Source organism: Ramlibacter sp. G4-7 (assembly GCF_057784995.1).
The window spans coordinates 305,055-321,082 of record NZ_JBYNTT010000003.1 but is presented as its reverse complement, the minus strand read 5'-3'; the positions used below and the strand labels follow the sequence as shown (position 1 = coordinate 321,082).

14 protein-coding genes are annotated in these 16,028 nt (G+C 70.1%); 9 read left to right on the top strand and 5 right to left on the bottom strand.

The genetic code is table 11. The annotated features are described in order from the left end of the window. Positions 1-6: 6 nt before the first annotated feature. The 4 genes from glnE to AC3EGR_RS06410 all read left to right on the top strand — a co-directional run bounded on the left by glnE (position 7) and on the right by AC3EGR_RS06410 (position 8,610). Positions 7-2,814 carry a bifunctional [glutamate--ammonia ligase]-adenylyl-L-tyrosine phosphorylase/[glutamate--ammonia-ligase] adenylyltransferase gene (glnE, locus tag AC3EGR_RS06425; protein WP_488545618.1) on the top strand — a complete coding sequence of 936 codons (2,808 nt, stop codon included), beginning with the start codon at positions 7-9 and terminating at the stop codon, positions 2,812-2,814. 117 nt (positions 2,815-2,931) lie between these two features. Beyond that, positions 2,932-4,341, top strand: a complete 1,410-nt coding sequence (locus AC3EGR_RS06420; protein WP_488545617.1) for an efflux transporter outer membrane subunit — start codon at positions 2,932-2,934, stop codon at positions 4,339-4,341. Positions 4,342-4,369: 28 nt separating this feature from the next. Beyond that, positions 4,370-5,527, top strand: a complete 1,158-nt coding sequence (locus AC3EGR_RS06415) for an efflux RND transporter periplasmic adaptor subunit (protein WP_488545616.1) — start codon at positions 4,370-4,372, stop codon at positions 5,525-5,527. Beyond that, positions 5,524-8,610, top strand: a complete 3,087-nt coding sequence (locus AC3EGR_RS06410; RefSeq protein ID WP_488545615.1) for an efflux RND transporter permease subunit — start codon at positions 5,524-5,526, stop codon at positions 8,608-8,610. Before AC3EGR_RS06415 ends, AC3EGR_RS06410 begins: the two co-directional genes overlap by 4 nt. Positions 8,611-8,627: 17 nt before the next feature. Here AC3EGR_RS06410 and AC3EGR_RS06405 read toward each other — a convergent pair whose 3' ends face one another. Together AC3EGR_RS06405 and AC3EGR_RS06400 are read right to left on the bottom strand one after the other, a co-directional pair. Next, complete coding sequence (locus AC3EGR_RS06405; protein ID WP_488545614.1) at positions 8,628-9,104, bottom strand: adenylyltransferase/cytidyltransferase family protein; 477 nt, start codon at positions 9,102-9,104, stop codon at positions 8,628-8,630. A gap of 70 nt (positions 9,105-9,174) precedes the next feature. Then, complete coding sequence (locus tag AC3EGR_RS06400; RefSeq protein ID WP_488545613.1) at positions 9,175-10,035, bottom strand: ferritin-like domain-containing protein; 861 nt, start codon at positions 10,033-10,035, stop codon at positions 9,175-9,177. 142 nt (positions 10,036-10,177) lie between these two features. On the opposite strand from AC3EGR_RS06400, the gene AC3EGR_RS06395 reads away from it, so the two are divergent. Next, on the top strand, positions 10,178-10,732 hold the full coding sequence (locus tag AC3EGR_RS06395) for a glutathione peroxidase (protein WP_488545612.1): 555 nt from the start codon (positions 10,178-10,180) through the stop codon (positions 10,730-10,732). Positions 10,733-11,009: 277 nt separating this feature from the next. Here AC3EGR_RS06395 and AC3EGR_RS06390 read toward each other — a convergent pair whose 3' ends face one another. Continuing rightward, positions 11,010-11,624 carry a glutathione S-transferase N-terminal domain-containing protein gene (locus AC3EGR_RS06390; RefSeq protein ID WP_488545611.1) on the bottom strand — a complete coding sequence of 205 codons (615 nt, stop codon included), beginning with the start codon at positions 11,622-11,624 and terminating at the stop codon, positions 11,010-11,012. A 136-nt stretch (positions 11,625-11,760) separates the two neighbouring features. On the opposite strand from AC3EGR_RS06390, the gene purB reads away from it, so the two are divergent. After that, positions 11,761-13,140 carry an adenylosuccinate lyase gene (gene purB, locus AC3EGR_RS06385; RefSeq protein WP_488545610.1) on the top strand — a complete coding sequence of 460 codons (1,380 nt, stop codon included), beginning with the start codon at positions 11,761-11,763 and terminating at the stop codon, positions 13,138-13,140. A 95-nt stretch (positions 13,141-13,235) separates the two neighbouring features. Continuing rightward, positions 13,236-13,796, top strand: a complete 561-nt coding sequence (locus AC3EGR_RS06380) for a YaeQ family protein (RefSeq protein ID WP_488545609.1) — start codon at positions 13,236-13,238, stop codon at positions 13,794-13,796. An 89-nt stretch (positions 13,797-13,885) separates the two neighbouring features. On the opposite strand, the gene AC3EGR_RS06375 is transcribed toward AC3EGR_RS06380, so the two are convergent. Together AC3EGR_RS06375 and AC3EGR_RS06370 are read right to left on the bottom strand one after the other, a co-directional pair. Beyond that, positions 13,886-14,185: a putative signal transducing protein gene (locus tag AC3EGR_RS06375; RefSeq protein ID WP_488545608.1), complete on the bottom strand. Its 300-nt coding sequence runs from the start codon at positions 14,183-14,185 to the stop codon at positions 13,886-13,888. Between the two features lies 1 nt (position 14,186). Then, positions 14,187-14,615, bottom strand: coding sequence for a DUF3717 domain-containing protein (locus AC3EGR_RS06370; protein WP_488545607.1), 429 nt, complete (start codon positions 14,613-14,615; stop codon positions 14,187-14,189). Between the two features lie 286 nt (positions 14,616-14,901). Here AC3EGR_RS06370 and AC3EGR_RS06365 point away from each other — a divergent pair, with 286 nt between their 5' ends. Further along, positions 14,902-15,579, top strand: a complete 678-nt coding sequence (locus AC3EGR_RS06365) for a TerC family protein (RefSeq protein WP_488545606.1) — start codon at positions 14,902-14,904, stop codon at positions 15,577-15,579. A gap of 18 nt (positions 15,580-15,597) precedes the next feature. After that, complete coding sequence (locus tag AC3EGR_RS06360) at positions 15,598-16,005, top strand: hypothetical protein (RefSeq protein ID WP_488545605.1); 408 nt, start codon at positions 15,598-15,600, stop codon at positions 16,003-16,005. Positions 16,006-16,028 lie beyond the last annotated feature (23 nt).

Genomic DNA, 16,028 nt, shown 5'->3' with positions numbered 1-16,028 from the left:
GGAATTATGACCCTGGGCGCCGCGCCGGGTTCTGCAGGCATGGACATTCCAGCCCCCGGCGTCGGGGGGGCCCCGATCCCGGCAGACACGGGCAGCGGGGAAACTCCTCCTTCGGCGCATTCGCGCTTCGTGCAGCGGCTGCGCCGCCGCTACGCCGCGGAACTTGCTTTGTTGCCGCCGGGCGTCCCGGGTTCCCCCGAGATGGTCGCCGCTTACGAAGCGTTGCGTGCACGCGGCCACGGTGTCGCGCCGGCGCTGCGCGTGCTGCGCCAGTTGGTCATGGAACGGCTGGTGACGCTGGACTGCGACGGGCAGGCGCCGCTGGAAACGATCACCACCGCCGTCACCACGCTCGCGGAATTCGCGCTCGATGCGGCCTGCCGGCAGGCCTTCGCCGACCTCGACCTGCTGCATGGCGCCCCGCTCACGCCCGAAGGGCAGCGCGCGCAGCTGTGGGTCGTGGGCATGGGCAAGCTCGGGGCGCGCGAGCTCAATGTGTCCAGCGACATCGACCTGATCTACGTCTACGACCAGGACGGCGAGACCGCCGGCGGCGCCGACGGCCGCGGGCGCATCAGCAACCACGAATACTTCGGCAAGGCGGTCAAGGCCGTCTTCGGGCTGATCGGCGACGTCACCGAGCACGGTTTCGTGTTCCGGGTCGACCTGGCGCTGCGTCCCAACGGCAACTCCGGCCCGCCGGCCGTCTCGTTGGGCGCGCTGGAGGACTACCTGCAGGTGCAGGGCCGCGAATGGGAGCGCTTCGCCTGGATGAAGAGCCGCGTGGTGGCGCCGCGCAGCTGCATCGAGGACCGCTCGGCCCGCGAACTGCGTGCCGTGGTGCTGCCCTTCGTGTTCCGCCGCTACCTGGACTACAACGTCTTCGAGGCCCTGCGCACGCTGCACCGGCAGATCCGCGAGCACGCCTCGCGCCGCGCCGCCGGCCGGCCCGAGCGCGCGAACGACGTGAAGCTCTCGCGCGGGGGCATCCGCGAGATCGAGTTCATCGTGCAGCTGCTGCAGGTGGTGCGCGGCGGCCAGTTCCCCGAGCTGCGCACGCGCCCGACGCTGCAGGCGCTGCAGCGGCTCGCAGCGGCGGGCCTCATGTCCGACGAAACGGCGGGCGCGCTGGCGGCGGCGTACACCTTCCTGCGGCGCGTGGAACACCGCATCCAGTACCTGGACGACCAGCAGACGCACGTGCTGCCCATGGGTTGCCGCGACGACGACGACGGCTCCGACCTGTCCTGGATCGCCCGAACCATGGGCTATGCGGACTGCTGCCCCTTCCTGCACGAACTGGACGGGCACCGCGAATTCGTCGCGGAGGAGTTCGACCGCCTGCTGGGCGGCACGACCGAGTGCAAGGGCTGCAAGGGGGCCAGCAAGGCGCCGCCGCCCGACCTCGACGCGCTGATCGAAACCCTGCCCGCGCAGCTGCAGATGCGCATCGAACGCTGGCGCAAGCATCCGCGCGTGCTGGCCCTGCGCGACGACGCGCGGCAACGCCTGACTCGCCTGCTGGGACGCACGGCACAATGGCTGCGCGAAGGACGCGTCACCGAGGAAGCGGCCGTGCGCATGGCGGACTGGATCGAGCCGCTGCTGCGCCGGGAGAGCTACCTCGCGCTGCTGTGGGAGCGTCCCGGCGTGCACGAGCGCCTGATCCGGCTGCTGGGCGAGGCCCGCTGGCCGGCGCGCTACCTGATGCAGCACCCGGGCGTCATCGACGAACTGGCCAGCGCCAGCCTGCTGCAGGAGCGCTTCAGTCCCGAGGACTTCGAGCGCGACCTCGACGACCGCAAGCGCGCGCTGCAGCGCACCGGCGAGGCCGACGACGAGGAGCTGCTGAACCTGCTGCGCCGCGCGCACCACGCGGAGCTGTTCCGCACGCTCGCGCGCGACGTCGAACGCGTGCTGACCGTCGAAGAGGTCGCCGACGAGCTGAGCCTGCTGGCCGACACCACCCTGAAGGTCACCGCCCGCTGGTGCTGGGAGCGGCTGAAGCAGCGCCACCGCGAGGAGCCGCTGTTCGCCATCCTCGGCTACGGCAAGCTGGGCGGCAAGGAACTGGGCTACGGCAGCGACCTGGACATCGTGTTCGTCTTCGAGGACGAGGACGAGCGCGCGCCCGAGGTGTACGCGGCCTACGTGCGCAGGATCATCAACTGGCTGTCGACCAAGACGGCCGAAGGCGACCTGTTCGAGATCGACACGGCGCTGCGGCCCAATGGCAGCTCGGGCCTGCTGGTGACGAGCTTCCAGGCCTATGCGAACTACCAGCAGGGGCGCGGCAGCAACACGGCCTGGACCTGGGAGCACCAGGCCATGACGCGCGCGCGTTTCGTGGCCGGCCTGGAGTCCCTGCACCCGCGCTTCGACGCGGTGCGCGAGGCGGTCATCACCGCCCCACGCGACCTGGACGCGCTGCGGCGCGAGATCATCACCATGCGCGAGAAGGTGCGCAGCGCGCACCCGGTCAAGGCCGGGCGCTTCGACCTGAAGCACAGCCCGGGGGGCATGGTCGATGCGGAGTTCGCGGTGCAGTTCCTGGTGCTGTCGCAGTCCGGAGCGCATCCCGAGCTGCGGCCCAACGTCGGCAACATCGCCCTGCTGCAGCGGGCCGAGACCGCCGGCCTGTTGCCGGCGGGCGTCGGCCAGGCGGCCGCGTCCGCCTACCGGGAACTGCGCCGCCACCAGCACCACGCGCGCCTGAACGAGGAATCGACCCAGGTCGAACAGGATGGCCTGTGGCAGCAGCGCGATCCCATCCTGGCCCTGTGGGAGCACGTGTTCGGCCGAGTTACGGCTTGAGACCTTTGTCGCACGACATCACGCCGTGGTGATAGGCTAGCCCGTTTCGCCGCGACCCCGCCGCACGAGGGCGGGCCGCCGCGGTGCAAGCGAAACGCCCCGACCGGGGAAGGACCGATGAAGCTTCTGCGCCACCTGGCGGCGGCGGCCGGCTTGTTGTCTGTGCTCGCCGGCTGCGCCGTTCCCCGCCCGCCATCCACCCTTGCCGGCACGGCCCCGCCCGACTGGTACGCGCCGCTGCCGCACGGCGGCACGGTGTCGGACCTGCGCCAGTGGTGGCAGCAGTTCGACGACCCCCTGCTGGTGGACCTGGTCGAGGCCGCGCAGACGGCGAGTCCCGACGTGGCCACCGCGGCCGGACGCATCGCGGAGGCCCGCTCGGCCCGCGTCGCCGCGCGGGCCGCGAGCTTGCCCACGGTGGACGCGAGCTCGACGGCCACGCGCGGCAATGCGCAGGCCGGGGTGCCGCTGTCGACCATCGTGCAGAACACCGTGCAGGTCGCCTGGGAGGCCGACCTGTTCGGCGGCCTCGGCGCGCGCGCGGACGCCGCCACGGCCCGCCTGTCCGGCGCCGAAGCAGGCTGGCACGAAGCCCGGGTCGCGGTCGCCGCCGAAACCGCCACCACGTACGTCGACCTGCGCACCTGCTTCGAGCTCTTCGCGGTCACGCGCAATGACGCCGCCTCGCGCGCGGAGACCGCGCGGCTCACCGGCCTGAGCGCCGACGCCGGCTTCACCGCACCGGCGGTCGCGGCACAAGCGCGCGCCAGCGCGGCCGAAGGTGCCGTCCGCGCCACGCAGCAGCAGGCGCAATGCGACCTGCTGGCCAAGGGCCTGGTGGCCCTGACCGGCCTGCCGGAGCCCGAGTTGCGCCGGCGCCTGGCCGCGCCGTGGCGCGAGCCGACCGGGATCGCCAGCGCCGCCATCCCGTCCGTGCCCGCGGCCCTGATCGCCCAGCGGCCCGACATCTATGCGGCCGAGCGCGAAGTCGCCGCTGCCAGCGCCGACGTGGGCGCCGCCCGCGCCGACCGCTTTCCGCGGCTGTCGCTCACCGGCCAGATCAGCAGTGGCTGGATCCACGTCAACGGCCACACGGCGAACGCGCAGACCTGGTCAATCGGGCCGCTGGCGCTCACGCTGCCGCTGTTCGACGGCGGCCGGCTGGCAGCCGCCGAGGACGCGGCGGCGGCGCGCTACGAGCAGGCAGCGACGCTCTACGCCGCGCGCGTGCGGCAGGCGGTGCGCGAGGTGGAGGAGGCGCTCGTCAACCTGGACAGCGCCCGCGCGCGCAGCGAGGACGTGCGCACAGCGTTCGAGGGCTACCGCGTCTCCTTCGCCGCGGCGGAAGCGCGCTACCGCAGCGGCCTGGGCAGCCTGTTCGAGATGGAGGACCAGCGCCGCCTGGCGCTGGGCGCGGAACTCGCGCTGGCCAACGTGCAGCGCGATCGCGTTGCCGCCTGGATCGCGCTGTACCGTGCGCTCGGCGGCGGCTGGGAACGGCCCGACGCGCCCCTGGCCAGCCAATGACGGCACGAGAACGAGGAACAAGACGGTGATGGCTCGAGCGAAAACACTGGGCGCCGTGCTGCTGGCCTGCACGCTGCTGGCGGCCTGCGGCGACAAGGGCGAACCGGCGAAGAAGTCGGCCCCCAAGCCTGCCCTCACGGTGACGACGGTGACGCCGCAGCAGGTCCTGCTGCCCGTGGTGCTGGCGGCCAACGGCAACCTGGCAGCCTGGCAGGAGGCCAGCGTCGGCGCCGAGGCGAGCGGCCTGCGCATCGCCGAAGTGCTGGTCAACGTCGGCGACCGGGTGCGGCACGGCCAGGTGCTCGCGCGCTTCGCGGACGACTCCGTGCGTGCGGAGGCGGCGCAGGCGCAGGCCTCGGTCGCCGAGGCGGAAGCTTCCGCTGCGGAAGCGGCCAACAACGCCGCGCGCGCGCGCACCTTGCAACAGACCGGCGCCATGAGCGCTTCCCAGATCAACCAGTACCTCACGGCGGAGAAGACGGCGCAGGCGCGCGTGGAAGCGGCGCGTGCGCAGATGCAGCAGCAGCGCGTGCGCCTGAAGCAGACGCAGGTGCTGGCGCCGGACGACGGCGTGATCTCCGCGCGCACGGCCACCGTGGGCGCGGTCGTCAACAACGGAACCGAGCTCTTTCGCATGATCCGCAAGGGCCGCCTGGAGTGGCGTGCGGAGGTGACTTCCTCGGAGCTGGGCCGCGTGCGGCCGGGAACACGGGCGCTGGTCACCGCGACCAGCAACGCGCGGCTGGAAGGCCGGGTGCGCACCATCGGCCCCACGGTGGACCCGCAAAGCCGCGTCGCCATCGTCTATGTCGACGTAACCCCGCTGCCCGGCCCCGCCGCCGACACCGCGCGGGCCGGCATGTTCGCGCGAGGCGAGTTCGACCTCGGCACGCAGCCGGCACTGACGGTGCCGCAGCAGGCGCTGGTCGTGCGCGAGGGCTTCAACTACCTCATGCGCGTGCTGCCGGACAACCGGGTGGCGCAGGTGAAGGTGCAGATCGGCCGCATTGCCGGCGACCGCGTGGAAGTGATCTCCGGCGTGGACACCAGCACCCGGGTGGTCGCCAGCGGCGGCGGCTTCCTCAACGAAGGGGACCTCGTGCGCGTCACCAACGGGGCCGGCGCCACCGCGGCGGCCGGAGCGGCGGCCGCCTCCGCGCCGGCATCGGCCGAGAGGAAGCCATGAACGTTTCGGCCTGGTCGATCCGCAACCCGATTCCCTCGGTGATGCTGTTCGTGCTGCTCACGTTCGGCGGGCTGCTGTCCTTCAAGGCGATGAAGGTGCAGAACTTCCCGGACATCGACCTGCCCACGGTGATGGTCACGGCTGCGCTGCCAGGAGCGTCGCCTTCGCAGCTGGAGTCGGACGTCGCCCGCAAGATCGAGAACTCCATCGCCACCATCCAGGGGCTCAAGCACATCACGACCAAGGTGCAGGACGGCGTGGTCACACACACCGTGGAGTTCCGCCTGGAAAAGCCCGTGCAGGAGGCGGTGGACGACGTGCGCTCCGCCGTCGCGCGCGTGCGCTCCGACCTGCCGGCGGACCTGCGCGATCCGATCGTGAGCAAGCTGGAACTGGCCAGCCAGCCGATGCTGGCCTTCACCATCGCCTCGCCGAACATGGACGAGGAAGCGCTGTCCTGGTTCGTCGACAACGACCTCTCGCGCCGGCTGCTGGCGGTGCCGGGCGTGGGCGCGGTCAACCGCGTCGGCGGCGTGAGCCGCGAAGTGCGCGTGGCCCTGGACCCGCTGCGGCTCGAAGCCCTGGGCGTGACGGCCTCGGACATCTCGCGCCAGCTGCGCCAGGTGCAGACCGAAAGCGCGGGCGGCCGCACCGACGTGGGCGGCGGCGAGCAGCCCGTGCGCACGCTGGCCACGGTGCAGAGCGCGCGCGAGATCGGCCTGCTGCAGATCGGCATCGGCGGCGGCCGGACCATCCGGCTGGCCGACGTGGCCGAGGTCACCGACACGATCGCCGAGCGCCGTTCGGCCGCCTACCTGGACGGCAAGCCGGTGGTCGGTTTCGAGGTTTCGCGCAGCCGCGGCGAGAGCGAGGTGCAGGTCGGGGCCGCCGTCCACCAGGCCCTGGCGCAGCTCAAGGCGCAGCACCCGGACATCCAGCTCACCCAGGCCTTCGACTTCGTCACGCCGGTGCAGGAAGAGTACGAAGGCTCGCTGCACCTGCTGTACGAAGGCGCCATCCTCGCGGTGATCGTGGTGTGGCTGTTCCTGCGCGACTGGCGCGCCACCTTCGTGTCCGCCGTGGCGCTGCCGATGTCCGTGATCCCGGCCTTCGTCGGCATGCACCTGCTCGGTTTTTCCATCAACGTCGTGACGCTGCTGGCGCTGTCGCTGGTGATCGGCATCCTGGTGGACGACGCCATCGTGGAAGTGGAAAACATCGTGCGCCACCTGCAGATGGGCAAGACGCCGTACCAGGCCGCGATGGACGCCGCCGACGAGATCGGCCTGGCGGTGATCGCCACCACCTTTACGCTGATCGCGGTCTTCCTGCCCACCGCCTTCATGAGCGGCATCGCCGGCAAGTTCTTCAAGCAGTTCGGCTGGACGGCCGCGCTCGCGGTGTTCGCTTCCCTGGTGGTCGCGCGCCTGCTCACGCCCATGATGGCGGCCTACATGCTCCGGCCAGCGAAGGACGGGCACCACGAGCCCGGATGGCTGCGCTTCTACATGCGCTGCGTGACCTGGAGCATGAAGAACCGGGTCAAGACCATGATCCTGGCCACCCTGTTCTTCATCGCCTCGGTCGCGCTGATCCCCCTGCTGCCCACCGGCTTCATCCCGCCGGACGACAACTCGCAGACGCAGGTCTACCTCGAGCTGCCGCCCGGCTCCACGCTGGAGCAGACACGCGCGGCCGCCGAACAGGCGCGCCAGGCCGTCCTGCGCGTCAAGCACGTGCAGAGCGTCTACACCACCATAGGCGGCGGCGCGGCCGGCGGCGACCCCATGGCGAACGTGGGCGCCGCCGAGGCCCGCAAGGCAACGCTCACGATCCTGCTGCAGGAACGCGGCGATCGCCCGCGCAAGCAGGGCATCGAGAACGAGATCCGCACCGCGCTCGAACCCTTGCCCGGCGTGCGGACCAAGGTCGGCCTGGGCGGCTCGGGGGAGAAGTACATCCTGGTCCTCACGGGGGAAGATCCCAAGGCCCTGCAGCAGGCGGCCGTGGCGGTGGAGAAGGACCTGCGCACCATCCCCGGTCTGGGCCAGATCGCCTCCACCGCGAGCCTGATCCGTCCCGAGATCGTCGTGCGACCGGACTTCGCCAAGGCGGCCGACCTGGGCGTGACCAGCCAGGCGATCGGCGACACCCTGCGCATCGCGACCACGGGCGACTACGACGTGGCGCTGCCCAAGCTCAATCTGGCGCAGCGGCAGGTCCCCATCAACGTGCGGCTGCGCTCCGATGCGCGCCAGGACCTCGCCGTGCTGGAGCGCCTGTCGGTGCCCGGCGCGCGCGGCCCCGTGATGCTGGGACAGGTCGCCACGCTGGAACTCACCGGCGGTCCCGCGGTGATCGACCGCTACGACCGCTCGCGCAACGTCAATTTCGAGATCGAGCTCTCCGGCCAGCCCCTGGGCGAAGTGGCCGACGCCGTGCAGCAACTGCCCGCCGTGCGCAACCTGCCCGCCGGCGTGCGCGTGGCCACCGTGGGTGACGCCGAGATGATGGGCGAGCTGTTCGCCAGCTTCGGCCTGGCCATGCTCACCGGCGTGCTGTGCATCTACATCGTGCTGGTGCTCCTGTTCAAGGACTTCCTGCACCCGGTCACCATCCTAAGCGCGCTGCCGCTGGCGCTGGGCGGCGCCTTCGTGGGCCTGCTGGTCGCGCAGAAAAGCTTCTCGATGCCGTCGCTGATCGGACTGATCATGCTCATGGGCATCGCCACCAAGAACTCCATCCTGCTGGTGGAATACGCGATCGTCGCGCGGCGCGAGCAGGGCCTGTCGCGCTTCGACGCGCTGCTCGATGCCTGCCACAAGCGCGCCCGGCCGATCATCATGACCACGATCGCCATGGGCGCGGGCATGCTGCCGATCGCCATCGGTTTCGGCGCCGCCGACCCGAGCTTCCGCTCGCCGATGGCGATCGCGGTGATCGGCGGGCTGATCACGTCCACGGCGCTGAGCCTGCTGGTGGTGCCGGTGGTGTTCGAGTATGTCGACGACGCGGAGCACTTCGTGAAGTCGGCGAGGTCGCGCGTGAAACGCCGCTTGCGGCGGCGGCCGCGGGCCGCCTGAGGCGGGGACCTTGAAACTCAGGATGCGGCGCGGATGCGCTGCACCAGCCCGGACGTCGAATAGCCGTCCACGAAGGGGATCGCCAGGGCGCGGCCGCCGTAGCCTTCGACCAGCGCCGTCTCGGCCAGCGTGCGCATGTCGTAGTCGCCACCCTTCACGTACAGCTGCGGCCTGAGCTCCGACAGCAGCTGCACGGGCGTGTCCTCGTCGAACCAGGTGACGAGGCTCACGGCCTCCAGCGCCGCCATGACGATGGCACGGTCCTGTTCGCCGTTCAGGGGACGGTCCGGCCCCTTGCCCAGGCGGCGTGCGGAGGCGTCGGTATTGAGCGCCACGACCAGGCTGCCGCCCAGCGCGCGCGCCTGCGCGAGGTAGGTGACGTGGCCGCGGTGAAGCACGTCGAAGACGCCGTTGGTGAAGACGACAGGCCCGGACAGGGACGCCATGCGGGCGGCCGCCTCGCGCCGCCCGACGATCTTGTCCAGGAACGCCACGCCAGTCACACCAGCACCTGCGCCCAGCGGGCTGCAGTGGGGCGAGCCCCTTCGGGCGGCCGGGCGGGGCTCACGCCGGGTCGGGCACGGCCGCAGTGCCGCCGAGGCTGCCCTGCAGCTCCTTGCGGTAGCGATTGAGCTCCTGCACGCTCTTGAAGCTGCGGTCCATCAGCAGGCTCATGTTGTGCAGGATGCGCTCCACGACCTTGTTCTCCCAGACCGCATCGAACTTGATCTGGGTGTCGAGCCAGTGCTCCAGCCACTCGGGGTTGGGCAGGCGCGACTGGATCGTGTCGTTCGGGAACAGCGCCTTGTTCACGTGCAGGTTGGTCGGATGCAGCGCCTGCGCGGTGCGGCGGGCGCTGGCCATGAGCACGCCCACCTTGACGAAGGCGGCCTTCGCCTCGACGCCGAAGTTGTTGATGGCGCGCTTCATGTAGCGCAGGTAGGCGCCGCCGTGGCGCGCCTCGTCCTGGCTCAAGGTCTGGTAGATGTGCTTGATGACCGGCTCGGTATGCCATTCGGAGGCGCGGCGGTACCAGTGGTTCAGGCGGATCTCGCCGCAGAAGTGCAGCATGAGGGTCTCCAGCGCCGGCGCCGGGTCGAACTCGAAGCGGATCTCGTGCAGTTCCTCTTCGGTGGGGACCAGGTCGGGCCGGAAGCGGCGCAGGTACTCCATGAGGACCAGGGAATGCTTCTGTTCCTCGAAGAACCAGATCGACATGAACGCCGAGAAGTCGCTGTCGTCGCGGTTGTCGCGCAGGAACATCTCGGTGGCGGGCAGCGCGGCCCACTCCGTGATCGCGTTCATCTTGATGGTCTGCGCCTGCTCCTCGGACAGCAGGGAGGCGTCGAACGTCGCCCACGGGATGTCCTTGTCCATGTCCCAGCGGACGGACTCGAGTTGCTTGAACAGTTCCGGATACAGCATGGCAGGCCTTCTTGTAACCCTCATTTTAGGCCGGGTATGTGACAAACGCTGGCCGGCGAGCCATGGCGCCCTGCCGGCGGGGGGAAATCGGCGACGAACGTCGCGCTGGACACCTCCCGGGCGCGGCGCCAAGATGCCCGGCATGGCCAGACCCTTGCTCGCGTTCCTGTTCGCCGCCGCCCTGGCGGGCCCCGTCGCCGCGGCCGACCCGCCGGCGGCCTGCCCGGCGCTGCTGCAGCACACCTTCCCGCGCCTGCAGGACGAAAAGCCGCAGTCCCTGTGCCAGTACAGCGGGCGCGTGCTGCTGGTGGTGAACACGGCCAGCTTCTGCGGCTTCACGCCGCAGTACGAAGGCCTGGAAAAGCTGTACGCACGCTACCGCGAGCGCGGCCTGGTCGTCCTGGGCTTCCCGTCCAACGATTTCGCGCAGGAGACGGGCAGCAACAAGGACATCGCCGATTTCTGCGAGAACACCTTCGGCGTGCGCTTCCCCATGTTCGCCAAGACCGCGGTGCGCGGCAGCGACGTCAACCCGCTGTTCCGCGAGCTCGCGGCACAGACCGGGCGCGCGCCGCTGTGGAATTTCTACAAGTACCTGGTGGGCCGGGACGGCAAGGTGGTGGCCGCCTACAGCAGCATGACGAAGCCGGAAGACCGCGACTTCCTGCAGGCCGTCGAGAAGGCGCTCGCGCGCTGAGCCTGCCCGGAAGCGAAACGGCGGCCCGAGGGCCGCCGTTGTCGATCGTCGAAATAAAAATGCCGCGAAGCGCTCCGTGACGAAGGAGGGAGGGAGGGAGGAGGAGAAGAGTCGCCTCGGGATTGCATCCGGGCGCATGCGCGCGGACGGCTTCGCAGCAGCAAAACTGGTGAGCGGAAAGTCCCTGCCTCTGTGCCAATGGACTCGTCCGCAAGTCCGCCAGTTCCCACTGCGGCCCCGCGCACGGGGTAAATTTTTGTGAACCCGCCGCGGCGCTTCAGCCGGGCACCGAGTCCGCGAAGCTGGCGCGCTGCATGAGCTTGTCCTGCAGCTTGGCCAGATTCGGATGGGTGCTGCGCCAAGGCAGCTCCGGGAAGCGGAAATCCGCGTAGCCCAGGGCGCAGCCCACCGCGATGTCCGCCAGGCTCAGGTAGATGCCGGCGCAGAAGGGCTTTTCGCCCAGGCCCTGGCTCATCGCCTTGAAGCTCGCGTCGGCCTTGGCCAGCTGGCGATCGATCCAGGCCTGCGAGCGCTCGCCCTTGGCCCGGCCCTGCCAGTGCGACTCCAGGCGCGCGAGCACGAGGGCGTCCATCACGCCGTCGGCCAGCGCTTCCCAGGTCTTGACCTCCGCGCGCTCACGGCCCACGGCGGGAATCAGCTTGCCCACGGGCGACAGCGTGTCGAGGTACTCGACGATCACGCGCGAGTCGAACAGCGCCTCGCCGCCTTCCATCACCAGGCACGGCACCTTGCCGAGCGGGTTGGACTGCATGATGTTGCTGCCCGCCGACCACACGTCTTCCTCGACGAACTGGTAGTCCAGCTTCTTCTCGGCCATCACGACGCGCACCTTGCGCACGTACGGGCTGCTGGTGGATCCGATCAACTTCATGGTCTGTATTCGAGTTCTGGATGAAGGTGGGAGGGGGAGCGATTCATTCTAGGGGAAGAGCTTTGCGCCCATGTCGTGCACCCGCGACATGGCCGGCCCGGGCGGCCCGCATGCGCACGGCGCCTACAATTCGGGCATGGCACCCTCCACGATTTCCGCGCTGTCGCCCCTGGACGGCCGCTACGCCGCGAGGCTCGCCGCGCTGCGCCCGCTGATGAGCGAACAGGGCTACATGCATCGCCGCGTGCAGGTGGAGGTGTGCTGGTTCATCGCCCTGTCCGATGCCGGTTTCGCGGAATTCAAGCCCTTGTCCCCCGGCGCGCGCACCTACCTGCTCGGCCTGGTCAAGAACTTCTCCGAGGCCGACGCCGCGGCCATCAAGGAGATCGAGAAGACCACCAACCACGACGTGAAGGCGGTGGAGTACTGGATCAAGTCCCGGTTCGAGGCGCGCCCCGAGCTGCGCAGCGCCAGCGAGTTCGTGCACTTCGCCTGCACCAGCGAGGACATCAACAACACCAGCCACGCCCTGCAGCTGAAGGCCGCGCGCGAGCAGGTGCTGCTGCCCGGGCTTGACGCCGTGATCGCCAAGATGCGCACGCTGGCGCACGAGCATGCGGCCGTCCCGATGCTCAGCCGCACCCACGGACAGACCGCCAGCCCCACGACGGTCGGCAAGGAGATCGCCAACGTGGTCGTGCGCCTGGCGGCCGCGCGCGAACGCATCGCGGGCGTGAAGCTGCTGGCCAAGATGAACGGCGCCGTCGGCAACTACAACGCGCACCTCGCCGCCTGGCCCGAGTTCGACTGGGAAGCGTTCGCCCGCAAGGTCGTGGAAAGCCCCGAGCCGCTCGGCCTCGGCCTCACGTTCCAGCCTTACAGCATCCAGATCGAACCGCACGACTACATGGCGGAACTGTTCGACGCCGTGGCCCGTGCCAACACCATCCTCATCGACTGGTGCCGCGACATCTGGGGCTACATCAGCCTGGGCTACTTCAAGCAGAGGCTGCGCGAAGGCGAGATCGGCTCGTCGACCATGCCGCACAAGGTCAATCCCATCGACTTCGAGAACGCCGAAGGCAACCTGGGGCTGGCCAACGCGCTGCTGAAGCACCTGTCGGAGAAGCTGCCCGTCTCGCGCTGGCAGCGTGACCTGACGGACTCCACGGTGCTGCGCAACATGGGCGTGGCGCTCGGCTACGCCGCCCTCGCCTACCACTCGCTGGGCATCGGCCTGGCGAAGCTGGAGCTGAACGAAGAGGCGCTGCGCGAGGACCTGGACGCTGCCTGGGAAGTGCTGGCCGAACCGATCCAGACGGTGATGCGCCGCTACGGCCTGCACGGCGCCTACGAGCGCCTGAAGGACGTCACGCGCGGCAAGACCGTTGCGCCCGAGGACCTGCACGGCCTGATCCGCGGCCTGGAGATTCCGCAGGCGGAGAAGGACCGGCTGCTGGCGATGACGCCGGCCAGCTACACCGGCAAGGCGGCCGAACTCGCCCGCCGCTGCTGAAGGTCCCGGTGCCTGCAGGCTCGCCGCTTCGCTTCCTCCTCACTGCCCCTCCAGGGGGCTGGTCCGCCTGAAGGCGGCCCCTCACCGGACCGCCCATGGCCCTCAAATCCACCGTCTTCAAGGCGCAGCTCGCGGTCGCCGACATCGACCACGGCTACTACGCCGACCACGCGCTGACGCTCGCGCGCCATCCCAGCGAAACCGACGAACGCATGATGGTGCGCCTGGCCGCGCTCGCCTTCCAGGCGCACACGCTGCAGACCGTGTGCGGGGGCGACGGCACGCTGGCGTTCGGCAAGGGGCTGTCCGATCCCGACGAGCCCGATGCCTGGCTGCGCGACTTCACGGGCGCGACGCGCCTGTGGATCGAGGTGGGACAGCCGGACGAAGTCGCGATCACCAAGGCCTGCCGCCAGGCCGACCAGGTCGCGCTCTACGCCTTCCACCACGCGGCCGAGGTCTGGTGGAAGGGCATCGCCACCAAGCTCACGCGCCTGAGCAACCTGGCCGTGTGGCGCATTCCTTCGGAGGCCTCGCAGGAGCTGGAGAAACTGGCCGAGCGCTCCATGCAGCTGCAGGCGACGATCCAGGAGGGCGTGCTGATGCTGGGGAACGCGCAGCGGCACGTGGACATCGAGCCGGTTCGGTGGAAGTGAACCGGCCGCGGCGTCCGCTCTCCCTCACCACCCCCTGAATCGATGCCGGCAATCGTGGGGTCGCGGTGAGCGCAAGCGACCCCACCGCTTCACGGCATCAGCCGCCCGCAGTTCCAGCACGACTCGAAGCCGCCCTCCACCAGTTCGCCGCACACGCAGCGCCAGCGCCGCTGCGGCAGGCTCAGCAGCTCGTCGAGCAGGGTGCGCGCCTGCACCAGCTGCTCGTCGAAGGTGACCCAGATCTCGGGCAGGCACTGGTCGGGCGGGATCTCGCCGGCCACGCCACTGAGGAACTGCCGCTGCACGCTGGCTGCGATGCCGGCCTCGCGCAACAGGTCCGCCCAGAGTGCCGCGATGGCGAGGTTGGGGGCCTGGCGCAGGCGCCGCACGTCAGCGTTTCCCGGACTCGCCGACGGTTTCGGCGGCGCGCTCGGCGTAGCGGTTGAAGCGCCACGCGTCTGCATGCAGTGTGATGCGGCGCCACACCCCGCGCTTCTCGGCGGGGCTCATCTCGGTCCAGCGCTGCACCTCCTCGAAGCTGCGCCCGCACCCCTTGCATTGGGCGTCGCCCTGGCTGGTGGAACAGATGGCGATGCAAGGCGTGTCCGGCTGGCTGTCGTACCAGGCCTTCCAGGCAGCGTAGGCCGCGGGCGGGAAACTGCCCTCGTCGGCCTCGTCCTCGCGGTAGAACACCATCAGCGCGTACACCTCGGCCAGCGCGCGCAGCTCCGGCACCAGCGTCACGCCGTCGGGCGAGGGGCGACGCCCGCGCCAGAAGTTGATGGCGGCTTCGATGTCGGTGATGTGGATGCCGGCCATGGCGCGAAGCGAGGTGACTGCGGATGGGCATGATAGCCCCGGACAAGGTGCGCAAGCGGCCCTCTTGTGGTGTAATCTGCCCCAGCGAAGGGGAGTAGCTCCCTGTCGATGCGTCGTCAATACGAAGCTGCGGCTTCCGGCGTATCGGGCAGTGCCAGCAGGCAATGCCGAGCAAGACCTTCGATCGGGCCCAGGACGGGCCCGGATCGAAGCATCCCGTCGCTCCCCCGCGCAGCTCCGATCCGTTCCCGTCCGGGCGAACACTTGCCTGATCCGGAGCTTTTGCATGGAATTCCTGTCCGCTGCCTGGTGGTCCGCACTGCTGGCCATCATCCTCATCGACCTTGTGCTGGCCGGCGACAACGCCATCGTGATCGCGCTCGCCGCGCGCAGCCTGCCCGCTCACCTGCAGAAGAAGGCCATCCTGTGGGGCACCGTGGGCGCCATCGTCGTGCGCTCCCTCATGACGGTCGGCGTGGTCTGGCTGCTGAAGATCCCCGGCCTGATGGGCCTGGGCGGCGCCGCCCTGCTGTGGATCGCCTACAGGCTGATCGCCGAGGACAGCGGCGGCGAGGACCACGGTCCGGTCGCCAGCACCTTCTGGTCGGCCATGCGCACCATCGTCATCGCCGACGCCCTCATGGGCGTGGACAACGTGCTGGGCGTGGCCGGCGCGGCGCACGGTTCGTTCGACCTGGTGGTGATCGGCCTGCTGGTGAGCGTGCCGATCGTGGTCTTCGGCAGCACCATGGTGCTCAGGCTGGTCGAGCGCTTCCCCGTCATCATCCAGGCCGGCGCTGCCGTGCTGGCCTTCACGGCGGCGAAGATGATCGTCACGGAGCCGCTGCTGCGTGAGGTGTTCGACCCCAGTGCAATCGCGCGCTGGAGCATCTATGCTGTGTGCATCGTCGGCGTGCTCGGTGCCGGCTGGCTGGCGACCCGCGCCCGCCGGACCAACTCCTGAGCCGCGACAGGAGGCCGCATGGAGAAGGTCATCGTGTACCTGGACGACCCCGCCTACGCCCGGCAGCGCATGCCGGGCGGCGCGGGCCAGCCCACCCACTGGCTGCTCGTGGCGTGCGCGCCGCGCATGACCCACCGCATCAGCAAGTGGGTCAGCCATTCGGCGCGCGAGAACTGGCGTGCCAAGTGGGCGGACCGCCTGTTCGAGCAGGTGGTGCCGCAGTTGCGGGCCCAGGGCGACACCGTCACCCCGATCCTCGCGCGCGGGCCGCTGCCGGAACTCACGCGCAGCTTGATGGCCGAACACGGCACGCAGCGCGTGCTCGACGCGCGCCGGCCCCGGCAGGATCCGCCCGGCGAGCGCGGCAACTGGGCGCCGGGTGCGCTCATGGGCCTGGCGGCAGCGCTGCTCCTCACCTTCGACTGAAGCGAGGGCCGGCCGGGGCGCGG